The following is a 13855-nucleotide window of genomic DNA, read 5'->3' as shown; positions in this document are numbered from 1 at the left end:
CAGCGGCGAACTCAACACTTGGTACCGGTACCATCTGCCGAATTAGTAAAGTTATTTTCTTCCAATATGTTAGAAGCGATGGTACCAACCCGATGAAGGAAAAGTATATCACGCCCAGGAAGATGTCCCCCGAGCGCTGGTAGAGCTGGCACGACAGCTTGCCATCGGCGACATAGAACTGGAACAGGCAATGGCATGGCGGCAGCGCCATTTCGTCGACCAGCGCCGGATTCCAGGCCGAGACGATATGGCGGCGCGAGTATGGGCTGGTCTTCAAACCTTCGATCAGGTTCTTGATCTGGTCGACATGACTGCCATCTGGCGCCGGCCAGGAGCGCCACTGATAACCGTAGACCGGACCAAGGTTGCCCTTGTCATCGGCCCATTCATCCCAGATCGAAACGCCATTGTCCTTGAGATAGGCGATATTGGTGTCGCCTTTCAGGAACCACAGGAGCTCGTGGATGATGGACTTGAGATGCAGCTTCTTGGTCGTGGTGACCGGAAAACCCTTGGAGAGGTCGAAGCGCATCTGGTGGCCGAACACGGAGCGCGTGCCCGTGCCGGTGCGGTCGCCGCGATCGGTGCCCGCTTCGAGCACATGTGACAGCAGATCGAGATATTGTTTCATTGGAAGCCGCCTGCGAATCCGAATTCACGCCAATATAATGCGTTATGCGGCAAGCTCCAATAAGCCGAGGGGCCTGTCCCCGGCTTATTTCGATAGCTGGCTCAGAGCGTGTCCAGCTTGCCCAGTTCCTTGGCGACGAGATAGTAGAATGTGACGCGCGACTTGGAGTTGTCGGCTTTCATGGCGGTAGCGACCGCTGCAACGGCAGCCTTTGCCGACGGGCCGGTCACGCCGAGCTTCTTGCCGCACCACTTTTCCTCGACGCGATCGAGTTCGGTCTGGTCGGTGGCGGACACCAGCGAAGAATCGCGGTTGCGCAGCGCGATACCGAGATGCTTGACGATCTTGGCAACCACGGCTTCATCCGCTTTGGCATCATATTTACGTACATCTGCAATATAGTCCGACATAGTCTGCTCCTCGCTGGTTGTGCGAGGGTGAGACTGCTCCAAGCCTCATTTTCTGTCAAGCGCCCGGCAAGTCGCCGACGCCAATCCAAAAAAGTCGACGATATCGCCTTTCCAAACGCGTACACGCACCCTATATAGGGGATGCCGGCTTGCCGGCTATGGTGATAAATGAGCGGTGAAATAAGCCCATTGGACCCGGGGGCGGTACCCGGCGCCTCCACCAAAAACCGGACGATCTAGACCGGCTTTTGATGGGGGCGAAATAGGATCGACAAGGGTGTAAAGATCGACTTTTTGCTCGGCATGATACCGCCGTTATCGGGTCAACAGAGTAGTTGCAAATGACAACAATGCTCAGGGTTACGCTGTAGCTGCCTAATGGCGGTTCCAGAAACCCAATTTAAGTCCTTGCGGGTAGCACTGTAAGGCGGGGTTCGGAGGTACCTGGCAACAGAAACCTCCACTTAATCCCCTCTCCTGCTGTTGCGTTTCCTGTGGCCTTTGTGGCATGCGTGCCAATTCCGGCGATGTCATCCCCGCTGCCGATGCGGTAAGGGCTTTGCCAATCGACGAGAAAATGGCATAGTCGGCACGAAGTCCAAGAAAGAAAAATGGGAATCAACATGGGGCAGGATCACATCCGCTACGATATTTTGGCTCAGGACGCGCTACGCGGTGTCATCCGCAAGGTTTTGTCCGAAGTCGCCGCGACGGGTAGCTTGCCTGCTGATCATCATTTCTTCATCACCTTTCTGACCCAGGCACCGGGCGTGCGGATTTCCCAGCACCTCAAGTCCAAGTATCCCGAGCAGATGACCATCGTCGTCCAGCATCAGTTCTGGGACCTCAAGGTGACCGAAGCGCTGTTCGAGATCGGCCTCTCCTTCTCCGACAAGCCGGAAAAGCTGACCGTGCCATTTGCAGCCGTCCGCGGCTTCTATGACCCGTCGGTGAATTTCGAACTCGAATTCGACGTTGCTGTCGCCGAGGGCGAAGAAGAGAGCGCCGAGATCACGGCTTACCCGATTTCGACGGCCGAGGAAGGCCAGCCCGCCGAAGAGAAGAAGGACGGCGAGCCCAAGCCTGCCGGCTCGGTCGTCTCGCTCGACTCATTCCGCAAGAAGAACTGACATCAGCGAAAGGCGGACAATGGCAGCCGACATCGTCAATCTCCGCCAGTTCCGCAAGCAGAAGGCCCGCTCCGAAAAGGACAAGGCCGCCGATGCCAACCGCCTTCAATTCGGCCGTACCAAGGCCGAAAAGACCCTGACCAAGGCGATCAACGAGAAAGCTGAAAAGGCACTCGACCAGGGCAAGCTGGACACGCCGGATATTTCTTGAAGTGTTGATATATCATTGAACGCGGGCGCTTAGCGGCGGCAGCGGAATCCGTTTGTCCGTACGTTGAATCAACTTCCGAAAACTCTGAATCGAAATATCAAGTCGGATCCAAAGTGCCAGTCTAGCGCCTTATCCCGATCAGCCGACCGACATATTTCGATTTCGGTAGCGAGCGATGGTATCTCAGCATCGTCTGCACATCGCTGTAGATGTCATCGGCAAAGGCCGTGACCTTCGGGCCGTCGAGATCGACATACAACATCATGTTTTCCGATGTCGCGGCCAGCCAGCCGTCGCTGTGATAGAGCTCGTAGTAGACATGCAACCGCTTGCGGTCGGCATCGAGCAGGCGGAAGGTGCCGCGCACGCGCGCATCCTTCTTCAATTCCCTGATGTAGGTGACATGCGCCTCGGCGGTCATCAGCGTCTTGTTGGTCGCCCTGCGATAGGCCTCGCCGATATTGAGGATATCGACGGCAAAGTCACCCGTCCGGTCAAACAGCACGTTGTAGTAGGCCATGTTGAGATGATCGTTATAGTCGATCCACTGCTCCTCGACGGTCATTTCCGGGGCAATGACGGGCGTATCAAAATTGGCGGAATGAGAGATCAATGAGGGGCTCGAAGGCTGGACATGGGGCTGTGTTTGGAACATTACTCATCCTCTCCGCAAACACAAGGCGTTGGAACTGTTCAACACGCCCACAGTTGATACGGCAATTCAATAAACCGGATCACTGTTCAACTTTTCGAGAATGAGATGGGTCTTTCACATATCAAACCGGGTATCCGCAACGAGGCCGGCCTGAAGGCGATGGCGAGCGATCTGCAGGCACGCTTCGGTGATCGTTTCCAGACCAGCCAGGCGATCCGCGCCCAGCACAGCCACACCACCACCTGGGTGCCGTCGCAATTGCCAGATGGTGTGGTGTTCGTGGAAACGGCAGATGATGTGAAGACTGTCGTGCGACTTGCCGACCAGCATGGCGTGCCGCTCATTCCCTTCGGCGCAGGCTCGTCTCTCGAAGGGCAGACCAATGCGCCGTCCGGCGGCTTCTCGCTCGATTTCACCCGCATGAACAAGGTGCTTTCAGTCAATGCCGAGGATCTCGATTGCACAGTGGAGCCCGGCATCACCCGCGAAGACCTCAACGCCTATCTCCGCGACACCGGCCTGTTCTTCCCCATCGATCCCGGCGCCAATGCCACGATCGGCGGCATGACGGCCACCCGCGCCTCCGGTACCAATGCGGTGCGCTATGGCACGATGAAGGACAATGTGCTGGCCGTGACCGCCGTCATGGCCAATGGCGAGGAAATCCGCACCGCTCACCGTGCCCGCAAATCGTCGGCCGGCTACGACCTCACCCGGATGATGGTCGGCGCTGAAGGTACGCTCGGCATCCTGACCTCGGTGACGCTCAGACTGCAGGGCATCCCCGAAGAGATCGCCGGCGGTTATTGCACATTCCCGACGTTGAAGCAGGCCAGCGAAGCGGTCATCATGACCATCCAGCTCGGCATTCCCGTGGCCCGCATCGAGTTGATGAACGCGCCACAGGTTGCGGCCTGCAACGCCTATTCGGGCCTGAACCTGCCGGAAATGCCGTCGCTGTTTCTCGAATTCCATGGATCACCCGATTCTGTAAAATTGCAGTCTGAAGCTTTTGGCGAGATCGCCAGCGAAAACGGCTCCAGCGGCTTTACCTGGACACAAAACCCGGAAGAGCGCACCAAGCTCTGGAAGGCGCGGCACGACGTCTATTGGGCGGCCAAGGCTCTGCGCAACAATGGCACGGTGATCTCGACCGATGTCTGCGTGCCGATCTCACAGCTCGCCGAATGCGTCACGGCAACCGAAGAGGATATCGACGCCCACGGCTTGATGGGTCCGATCGTCGGCCACGCAGGCGACGGCAATTTCCACGTTTCGCTGGTGATCGACGCCAGCGACCCCGCCGAAATCCATGCGTCGGAAGAATTCATCGCCCGCCTGAATGGCCGCGCTCTAGCCATGGACGGCACCTGCACCGGCGAACACGGCATCGGCCAGGGCAAGCAGGAATTCCTCGTTGCCGAGCTCGGAAGTGCCGTCGATGTCATGCGGCAGATCAAGCGATCGCTCGATCCGAAAAACATTCTCAATCCCGGCAAAATCTTCACGCTGGATTAGTCCAGTTCAGGCTTGCGCTGTGGCAGGCAAGCCCTTTACCTTGCGGCACTTAAACGTAGGGAATAAACGAAGTGCTTGGCCGCATACTGGTTTTCTTCGGCGGACTTCTGGTGCTGGCGCTGTTTGCGGCGCTGCTTGCGCCGTACTTCATCGACTGGACGAATTTCCGCAAGGATTTCGAAACTCAGGCGAGCCGTATCATCGGCAAGAAGGTCGTGGTGCATGGCGCGGTCGACGCGCGTCTGCTGCCCTTTCCCACCGTGACGATGAACGATGTCCGGGTCGGCGAGGATGAAAGCGGTCAAGGTCTGGTCACTGCCGATCGGTTCTCGATGCAGACAGAGCTCGCCCCCTTCCTCAGCGGCGAGGCGCTGATCTACAACATGCGCATCGAGCATCCCAGGCTGCGGCTTCGGCTGACCGAGGATGGCTCGCTCGACTGGGTCAAGACCGGCAATCCGCAGATCCCCGCTTCCAGCGTCGTGCTCGAAAACGTGGCGATCGACGATGGCGAAGTGCTGTTCGTCGATGAGCAGACCGGCCGGGACCGGCATATCACCGACCTCAATCTCAAGCTCTCGGCCAAGACGCTGGCAGGCCCCTGGAAGATTGCCGGCACGGGCAAGCTCGATAACCAGGCTGGCAGCGTCGTCATCAACACCAGCGTGCCGGAAAACAACAGCGTCTTCCTGAAGATGCGGCTGCTGCCGGACAGGCCAGGCATCGTTGCCGAACTCGACGGCACGATTGGCCTCAAGGACCTCCGGCCGCAATACAAGGGCTCTTTCCGCATTCGCGAACGCTATGCGAGCGAAAACACCGGCGCAGACGCCGAGGTCAAGCAGACCGAGGCGCCGCGCATTTCCGGCGCGTTCGAGCTTTCCAACGACCGCATCCGGATTGATAAATACGAATTCCAGATGGGCAGCACCGCCGATCCCTACATCGTTACCGGCGAGGCAACGATTGATGCGGGCCGCAAGCCGGAATTCCTGCTGACGGCCGTCGGCCAGCAGATCGATCTCAGCCGCTTTGGCAGCGACAACGAGGGCGCCGCTGACGATGCCGCGGTCAGCGCCGTGCCGGTGCGCGAGCGCGTCAAGGCACTGATGACGCTGCTCGCCGACGTGCCGATCCCGCAAATGCCCGGCAAGGCGCACGTGTCGCTGCCGGCGCTGCTCGCCAAGGATACCGTCATCCGCGACGTCAAGCTGGAGATGCAGCCGGCCAAGGACGGCTGGCAGATCGACCAGGCCGAGGCGCAATTGCCCGGGCGCACAACGCTACAGGCCAAGGGCAAGCTGACGGTCATCAACCGCCAGTCCTTCGAGGGTGAATTGCTGCTGGCATCCAACCAGCCCTCGGGCTTTGCCGAATGGGTCACGGGCAATGTGCCGGACAGCGTGCGACAATTGAAGACGGCGGGCTTTTCCGCCAATGTCAGCATCACACCCGATCTTCAGCGCTTTGAGAATCTGGAAATCGCCTTCGGCTCAGCGAGCCTCAAGGGCCGCCTCGAACACCAGATGAAAGACGGCGAAAGCCCCGCGCTTTCCACCGAGCTCTCCGGCAACCGGTTCGATCTCGATACGGTCGTGGCTCTCGGTGGACTGCTGACCGGCGAGGCCTCACTCGGATCGCTCCTGAACCACCAGATCGCCGCCAAGCTGAAATTTGCCAATTTCTCGGCCTTCGGCTTGCAAGCGGCAGGCGTCGACACAGCGTTTTCGCTCGCCAATGGCGGCATCTCCGACCTGAGACTGGCGGTTGACGATTTCTATGGTGCCAAGGTTGGTGCAACAGGCAACTTCACCGAACTGGCCAAACAGACGTCGGGCGAGGCGGACATCACGATCAAGGCCAAGGACCCCACCGCGCTCTTCAAGCTGATGGCCGACCGCCTGCCACCGCATCCGGCGCTGGCCCGACTGGCCCAAAATGCAGGCTTTTTCGCCGACAGCGATCTTGCGCTGAACCTCAAGCTCGGCAAGGGCGACTGGCCCGTGGAGGCCAAGCTTGCGGGCACGGCGCTGGGCAGCCGGATCGATGCCAGCCTTGCTGCGCAGTCCTTCGGCCTCGCCAATCCCGAAGGCATGGTGCTCGACGCAACGATCAGCAACCCGGAAGCCTGGGTGATGCTGGGTCAGGTCGGCCTGCCGACCATAGCCTTCGATGCCGACCAGGACGGCATCCTGACCTTCAAGCTCAATCAGCCCGCTGAAAGCGACCCGCAGATCAATGCGGGCTTCGCGTCCGGCACGACGACCATCGATATCGACGGCCAGATGGCGCTCGACGCGCCGCATTTCCTCAACGGCTCCTATACGCTCAGCGTCGATAGCGGCGACCTTGCGCCCTACCTGCTGATGAACGGCATCGTGCTGCCGCGGCTGAGCGAAGGCCTGCCTTTCAATGCGACCGCGCATGTCTATGCTGCGCCGGAGGCGATCACACTCGACACGATCAAGGGCGACACCGACGGCAACGCATTCAGCGGTATCCTGTCGATGAACCGCCGTGATCCCGAGCCGGTGTTCGCCGGCCAGCTGCAGATCGCCTCGGCCGATCTCGACTGGCTGGCGGAAGCCGTCTATGGGCAGATCAGCGACCCGCTCACCGGTGCGCTGTCGAAAATCCCCGTGCCGAAGGACACCGGCCTGCCAGTGCCGGCAAGCGTGGCGCTTTCGGCAAACCAGTTCCATTTCGGCAATCTCGGCACGGTCGATGGTTTCAAGGCGAATTTCGATGCATCGCCGGGCCGGATCAACATTTCGAATGCGAGCGGTGCGTTCTCCACCGGCCGCTTCAAGGGCCAGGTCGAACTCGGCAGCACGGATGGCACGGCCTTCTTCCGTTCGCGGTTCGATATCGCCGATGCCGCGCTGAAAACCGCGTTCTGGCAATATCAGGGCGCACCGGCTGCCTCTGCCCAATCCAATCTCTCGCTCGTTATCGACAGCACTGGCACCACGCCGCAAGCAATGCTGGAGACGGCCACCGGCTCCGGCGCCTTCAAGCTGACAGGCCTCAAGATCGCCGGCATAAACGGCAACGCCTTGCCCTCGATCCTCGCCAATGCCGACCAAGTGAAGTCGGACATTTCGGAAGCGACGATCACACCCTTCGTTACCGCGTCATTGTTCAGCGGCGGTATCGAACTGCCGGCCCTCGATATCCCCTTCACCATCACCGGCGCCAAGCTGCAGGCTGACAAGATCAACGCCGTCAGCGACAATCTCTCCATCGATGCCCAGACCAGCCTGTCGCTTGAAGATGCAAGCATCAACGCCAATATCAACCTGACCTTCAAACCCGGCGAGCAGGCTGTCGCAGGCGCCGACCCCACCGTCGCACTTGGCTGGAAAGGCTCGTTCATCGCCCCTGAGCGTACGATCGACCTCACCCAGATGACCAGCTTCCTGTCGCTGCGCAGATTCGAACAGGAGCGGCGGCGTGTCGAAATCCTGCAGGCAAAGATGCAGGAGAAGCAAAGGCTTCGGCGCGAATCCGGACTCTATCGCGCAAGACAGGCGGAACGCCAGCGCCTGAAGGAAAAGGCGGCGGCCGAAGAACGGTTGCTGAAAACGGCCCAAGAGAAACTCGGCGAACTCGCCCGCGAGGAAGAAGCCGCGCGCAAGAAGCGCCGGGAGGAGCAAGACAAGTCAGGCGACGCGCAATTGCCCAACCTGAACCTGGACGGCCTGCCGCAATGAGTACCACCTAATATTCCAAGCGCAACATGATCGTAGCGCGACAACAGGATTCAGTTCCTGAACGTTGCCGCATCTGGTCTAGGATCAAATCATGCCTCCTCGCAGGACCATTCTCAGGGCGCCATTCCTGAAGCGGATGTGGCTTGATCGGGATCGGCCTTTCGATCCCCAGCAATACCCGTTTTGCCTGCCGCTGTTTCGCAAAGGTGATTTCGAACTCAACTTCACCAACCCGATCACCATCATTATAGGCGAGAATGGCACCGGCAAGTCTACGCTGCTCGAAACCATCGCGGCGCTCATCGGCTTTGACCAATCAGGTGGCGGAGTGGGGTATCGGCCCGTCGATCACAGCAGATCATTGGAGAAATCAGGGGAAGAAGCATCGCGCCTGTTTCGCGCCTCCTGGCTGCCCAAGGCAACGGCTGGCTGGTTCTTCAAGGCGGAAACGTTCTTCTCCGTCGCCCGCTATCTCGATGTTGCGGCACTGGATGCACACGAAGCCCCTCCGGACTTCCTCTCGCACTCACATGGCGAGGGCTTCCTGCGCTTCTTCGAGGAGCGGCTGCGAAGCAAGGGTATCTATATCTTCGACGAACCGGAATCGGCGCTGTCACCCGCACGCCAGATCGAGTTGATGAAGATCCTCAAGCGCGTGCGTCGCGAAGGTCAGGGACAGATCATCATGGCGACCCATGCGCCACTGCTGATGGCCTTTCCGGGCGCCGAGCTGCTGGAGATCAAGCGCGACCGGCTCGAGCCCATCCAGCTGCGCGACACGAGCCACTACAGCATTTACCGCTCGTTCCTCGATGCGCCCGAGCTGTTTATCGATGAGCAGCTTGAAGACAAGGGCTATGAAGAACGAAATCTGTTTTCCGTTTGATTTCAGCGGCTTGCGCAGCCCAACGGAATCAGAATCAAAACATCAACAAGTCATGAACTTTCCTGCAGCGTTCGGAGCACAAACACCCGCAACGCCGAGGAAAGATTCACGTTTTCCGCGCGCGTCTCGTCGATTTCGACGATCAGTCCAGCCAGCGACATCTGGCGCTCTTCGGCAATCGCCTTGAGCGCCTGATGGAACTCCTCCTCCAGCGAAAACGAGGTCCGGTGTCCATGCAGCGTGGTCGAATATTTGCGGACCATGCGTGAAATCACTGCGCCGGCGCGGGCGGCGGAGCCTGCAGCCCCAGCGCATGCGCCTCTTCCATTTCCTTGGCGAGCCGCTCTTCTTCATGCGCCTGTGGCTTGGTCAGGCCCGCGATCAGCAAATACGCGACCGGCGTGATGTAGAGCGTTACCAGCGTAGCCAATCCGAGGCCACCGACGATGACCCAGCCGAGCGCGATACGGGCTTCCGCGCCCGCACCTTCGGCGAGGATCAGCGGCACGCCGCCGAGCACGGTGGCGATCATCGTCATCATCACGGGACGCAGGCGAATGCGGCAGGCATTGCGGATCGCATCCCGGACATTCTGGCCTTCGTCGCGCAGTTGGTTGGCGAATTCGACGATCAGGATGCCGTTCTTGGCCATGATGCCCACCAGCATCACCAACCCGATTTGGCTGTAGATATTGATACTCTGGCCAGTCAGCAGCATGGCGAAGACAGCGCAGGCCAGCCCGAGCGGCACCGTCGACATGATGATGATGGCCGACAGGAAACTTTCGAACTGCGCCGCCAGCACCAGGAAGATGATCACCAGCGCAAAGCCGAACACCGCGGCCATGCCCGACGAATTGTCGTTCAAGGTCGCCGCTTCCGCGAGCGGCAGGATATTGACACCCGATGGCAGGATCTGCTTGCCAAGGTTTTGCGCCAGGGCCAATGCATCCCCGAGCCCGACGCCTTCCTTGGGCACGCCGGTGATCGACACCGAGCGCGTCTGGTTCTCGCGCGCCAGCTGCGGCGGGATCGACCGTTCCTTGAGCGTCGCTACCGCCGACATCGGCACGAACTTGCCGTCTGTGGTCTTCAGGAAGATGTTTTCGAGATCCTGCGGATCATTGATGGGATTGTTGGAGGAGACGAGCAAGATGTCGATGGCGCGGCCTTCGATGAAGACATCGCCAACACTGGTGCCGTCGAGCAGCGCCTGCAGGGCCTCAGACAGGCCGGTGATATCGACGCCGAGATCCGCCGCCTTTTCACGGTCGATATTGACCGAGATCTGCGCCTGGGTCGGGTCGGCATCGAGCCGCACGAGATCGAACTTGCCGCTGGCATTCAGGGCATCGATCATCTTGGTGGCGTTCTGGTAGAGCAGGTCGTAATCATTGCCGGTTAGCGCGAAATTCAGGCCGCTGCCCGCACCTCGAATACCCAGGCTATTGGGCTGGACGATGTTGGCTTGCAGTGCCGGCGACACCCTGAGCGCCTTGCGCACATCGGCAGAAACATCTGCCTGCGTCCGTACACGCTTCTCCCACGGCGCCAGTGTCAAGACCATGAAGCCCTGGTTGGACGAGCCGCCCTGGCCGCTGATGGTGAAGATATTGAGGATCTCACCGTCATCGACCATCGGCTGCAGCTGCGATTCCACCTTGCGCAGTTGGTCCTCGGTGAACTCAAGGCTAGAGCCCTGCGCGGCCTGCGCGCGCACCATGATGATCGAGCGATCTTCCTGCGGCGTCAGTTCCTGGCCGAGCGAGAAGAATGTCACCACGGCTGCAAACGAGATGAGCAACGATATCGCGATGACGATGCCCGGTACCGCCAGCACCACACTCAACGACTTCTCATAGACCGCTGCAAAGCCGCGGCCGAACAGCCCAAGCAAGCCGCCGTGTTCTTCGACATCGTGGCGGCCAAGCATGCGCGAGGCCAGCATCGGGCAGAGCGTCAGTGCGACGATACCGGACAGCAGCACCGACACCGCCAGCGCAAAGCCGAATTCGCGGAACAGACCGCCCGCCTGGCCCGGCAGGAAGGCGAGTGGCACGAACACTGCCGCCAGAGTGACCGTCGTTGCCACGACAGCGAAAAACACCTGCGTCGTGCCGAGAACGGCGGCTGCACGCGGTCCCATGCCTTCGGAGCGATGCCGGACGATGTTTTCCAGCACCACGATGGCATCGTCGACCACCATGCCTGTCGCCAAAACGATGGCCAGCAGCGTCAGTATGTTGATCGAGAACCCTGCGAGATAGATCGCCGCCAGCGCCCCGATCAGCGCCACCGGCATAGTGATCGTCGGGATCAATGTCGCCCGGAAGCTTCTAAGGAACAGGTAAATAACCGCGACCACGATGACCACGGCAAGTATCAGCGACACAATGACTTCGGTGATCGCACCGCGAATGAAAGTCGCGTCGTCACTGGTGACGCGGATCTTCATGCCTTCCGGCATGGTCTTCGACAGCTCTGCGACGACCTTGCGGACGCCATTGGAAATATCCAGCGTGTTGGACTGCGCCTGGCGGATGATGCCGAGGCCGACACCCGAAACACCATTGGAGCGCATTGAGGACGTACCCTCCTCCGCGCCCAGCGTCACATCAGCGATATCCCCCAGTCGCACCTTGCCGTTGATGATCACCGCCTCGAATTGTTCTGGTGTGGTGATGTCGGAGGTGGCGCGCACGACGATATCGGTGGATGCGCTCTCGATTGAACCGGCCGGAATATCGAGCGCGGCCGTGGCGAGCGCCGTCTTCAGGTCGGCAACCGTCAGTCCGCGACTGGCAAGCTTGGCCTGGTCGATATCGATGCGGAAAGCCTTCTGCTTGTCACCGAAATATTGCACGTCGGCGACACCATCGACGGCCGCAAGCCGACTCTCGATGCTATCCTCGACATAGACGGTGAGGTCTTCGGCCTTCATCGTCGAAGATGTCACTGCAAGCCGCATGACAGGCTGCGAATCTGCGTCGGCCTTGATGATACGCGGCGCGACGATATCGTCCGGCAGCGCATTGCTGACGCGGCTCAGCGCATCGCGGACATCGGCGGCGGCAGTGGCTAGATCGGTTGTCGCGGAAAATTCCAACGTCACGCGGCTGTTGCCGAAAGCGGAAATCGACGAGACCGATTTCAGGCCGGTGACGCGCGCGACCGCGCCTTCGATAACATCGGTGACCTCGCGATCGACCGTCTCCGGCGAGGCGCCCTCGAGATCGGTGCGCACGGTGATGACGGGCTGGTCGACGGAAGGCAGCTCGCGCACCTCGATACCGCGGAAGGCGGCAAGCCCGGCCACCACGATCAGCGCATTCAAGACCAGCGCCAGAATAGGCCGGCGCACGAAAAGCGAGGCCGAAAAAGCCTGCTGGACCTTGGCTGCGGCGCTCATTTCGCAGCTGCCTTGCCGGCGTCTGCCTCCGCAATCTTATCCGTGTCGTCCTTCTCTCCGAAGATCTTCACCGTTGCGCCAGCGCGAAGCCGCTGCAGGCCCTCGGTGACGACCATGTCACCGGTCTCAAGCTTGGCATCCACCAGCACATGGTCCGGATCGCGCTCGATGATCACGGCTGCGACACGTTCGGCCTTCTTTTCCTTGTTGATGCGCCAGACATAGGAGCCGTTGCTGTCCCACTGGATCGCCAGCGGCGGCACGGCAGGCCACGCATCACCGGGCAGATTGAGCTGCACCTCGAAGGACTGGCCGGCGCGCAATTCGTCGCCATCGTTGGCTATCTCCGCCTGCAGGTGCAGCGTGCGGCTGGCAATGTCGATGCGATTGTCGATAGCCGAGATCTTGCCCGGATAGGTCTTGCCGGGCCGGGCGATCGGCAGCGCCTGCACTTCCTGGCCTTCCCTGACCAGGCCGGTGAAGCGCTCCGGCACCCAGAAATCGACCAGCAGCCGCGAGCGATCGTCGACCGTGACAATGGCCGAACTGACTGTGACATAATCACCGCGCGAAACATTGACGATGCCGGCAATACCGCTGACCGGCGCCCGGATCGCCCGACGTTCGAGATTGAGTTCGGCGGCAGACAGCGTCAGCCGCGCGGTTTCCACCGCCGTCTGCGCGTCCTGCAAATCAGCGCGCGAGATAATCTTCTGCAGATCCTTGTTGCGGGTCAGCGTGTTGACCGCGCCTTCGAGCGCTACCTTGGCCGAAGCAACCGCGATCTTCTCGACATCGTCGTCGAGCCTTGCGACAACATCTCCCGCCTTGACCATCTGGCCGGAACGGATCAGCACCTCACTGATCTGGCCAGACACCAGCGGCGTGACGATGACGGAATGAATGGCATCACCATCGCCGATCGCCTTCAGCCGGTCATTGACCTTGCCGATTTCGGCGGGCTTGACCACCACCACGAGCGGGCCAGCGAGATTGCCGCGCCGGCTGTTCTGGCCGGCGGCTTGCGGCTTTGCCTCGGGCGTTTCGCGGGCCACCAGCTTGACAACTGCTTCCGGCACTCCAATCGAACGGGCAAGCTGCGCCGAGCCCGACATGAAGTGCAGCAGGATAAGCGCACCGACAACGAAAAAAACCAGGCCGGTCAGAAGTTGGGTGACAAAGCGCATCAAGGAACTCCGGGCACGCAGATGGATTCTCTCCCCCGTCGTGCTTATCTGAGATTAACACCCAAGCGGCAAGTTTCCATTTGCCACATGGACGAATTGTAATGT

The 13855-nt window shown here is 60.2% G+C and carries 10 protein-coding genes, 1 other RNA gene and 1 pseudogene; 6 read left to right on the top strand and 6 right to left on the bottom strand.

Features of this window, described 5'->3' with window-relative positions; genetic code table 11:
- Positions 1 to 112: 112 nt before the first annotated feature.
- Both thyA and ACXHRN_RS07050 read right to left on the bottom strand, forming a co-directional pair.
- Positions 113 to 631 (bottom strand): annotated as a pseudogene (thyA, locus tag ACXHRN_RS07055) (thymidylate synthase); the annotation flags it as partial.
- 101 nt (positions 632 to 732) lie between these two features.
- Complete coding sequence (locus ACXHRN_RS07050) at positions 733 to 1041, bottom strand: DUF2853 family protein (protein WP_488640619.1); 309 nt, start codon at positions 1039 to 1041, stop codon at positions 733 to 735.
- Between the two features lie 104 nt (positions 1042 to 1145).
- Between ACXHRN_RS07050 and ssrA the strand changes: the two genes are divergently transcribed.
- The 3 genes from ssrA to ACXHRN_RS07035 all read left to right on the top strand — a co-directional run bounded on the left by ssrA (position 1146) and on the right by ACXHRN_RS07035 (position 2382).
- Positions 1146 to 1506, top strand: a transfer-messenger RNA (tmRNA) gene (ssrA, locus tag ACXHRN_RS07045).
- Positions 1507 to 1664: 158 nt separating this feature from the next.
- Positions 1665 to 2171 carry an SspB family protein gene (locus tag ACXHRN_RS07040; RefSeq protein ID WP_488641850.1) on the top strand — a complete coding sequence of 169 codons (507 nt, stop codon included), beginning with the start codon at positions 1665 to 1667 and terminating at the stop codon, positions 2169 to 2171.
- A gap of 19 nt (positions 2172 to 2190) precedes the next feature.
- Complete coding sequence (locus ACXHRN_RS07035; RefSeq protein WP_488640618.1) at positions 2191 to 2382, top strand: DUF4169 family protein; 192 nt, start codon at positions 2191 to 2193, stop codon at positions 2380 to 2382.
- A gap of 121 nt (positions 2383 to 2503) precedes the next feature.
- On the opposite strand, the gene ACXHRN_RS07030 is transcribed toward ACXHRN_RS07035, so the two are convergent.
- On the bottom strand, positions 2504 to 3037 hold the full coding sequence (locus ACXHRN_RS07030) for a thioesterase family protein (RefSeq protein WP_488640617.1): 534 nt from the start codon (positions 3035 to 3037) through the stop codon (positions 2504 to 2506).
- Positions 3038 to 3142: 105 nt separating this feature from the next.
- On the opposite strand from ACXHRN_RS07030, the gene ACXHRN_RS07025 reads away from it, so the two are divergent.
- The 3 genes from ACXHRN_RS07025 to ACXHRN_RS07015 all read left to right on the top strand — a co-directional run bounded on the left by ACXHRN_RS07025 (position 3143) and on the right by ACXHRN_RS07015 (position 9154).
- Complete coding sequence (locus tag ACXHRN_RS07025; protein ID WP_488640616.1) at positions 3143 to 4555, top strand: FAD-binding oxidoreductase; 1413 nt, start codon at positions 3143 to 3145, stop codon at positions 4553 to 4555.
- Positions 4556 to 4626: 71 nt separating this feature from the next.
- Positions 4627 to 8268 (top strand): AsmA family protein, encoded by a 3642-nt coding sequence (locus tag ACXHRN_RS07020; RefSeq protein ID WP_488640615.1) that lies wholly within the window; start codon positions 4627 to 4629, stop codon positions 8266 to 8268.
- Positions 8269 to 8359: 91 nt separating this feature from the next.
- Positions 8360 to 9154, top strand: a complete 795-nt coding sequence (locus ACXHRN_RS07015; RefSeq protein WP_488640614.1) for an AAA family ATPase — start codon at positions 8360 to 8362, stop codon at positions 9152 to 9154.
- Positions 9155 to 9204: 50 nt separating this feature from the next.
- On the opposite strand, the gene ACXHRN_RS07010 is transcribed toward ACXHRN_RS07015, so the two are convergent.
- Genes ACXHRN_RS07010 through ACXHRN_RS07000 form a run of 3 tightly spaced genes read right to left on the bottom strand, consistent with a single transcriptional unit; the run spans position 9205 to position 13750 of the window.
- Complete coding sequence (locus tag ACXHRN_RS07010) at positions 9205 to 9417, bottom strand: ribbon-helix-helix domain-containing protein (protein WP_488640613.1); 213 nt, start codon at positions 9415 to 9417, stop codon at positions 9205 to 9207.
- Between the two features lie 8 nt (positions 9418 to 9425).
- Complete coding sequence (locus tag ACXHRN_RS07005; RefSeq protein WP_488640612.1) at positions 9426 to 12563, bottom strand: efflux RND transporter permease subunit; 3138 nt, start codon at positions 12561 to 12563, stop codon at positions 9426 to 9428.
- Entirely contained in the window at positions 12560 to 13750 is a 1191-nt protein-coding gene (locus ACXHRN_RS07000; RefSeq protein WP_488640611.1) for an efflux RND transporter periplasmic adaptor subunit, read from the bottom strand. The genes ACXHRN_RS07005 and ACXHRN_RS07000 overlap by 4 nt, the downstream gene beginning before the upstream one ends.
- Positions 13751 to 13855 lie beyond the last annotated feature (105 nt).

The sequence above is a fragment of the Shinella sp. OV683 genome (assembly GCF_057787725.1).
The sequence above is the reverse complement of the archived record's forward strand: the minus strand, read 5'-3'. Positions and strand labels throughout refer to the sequence as shown.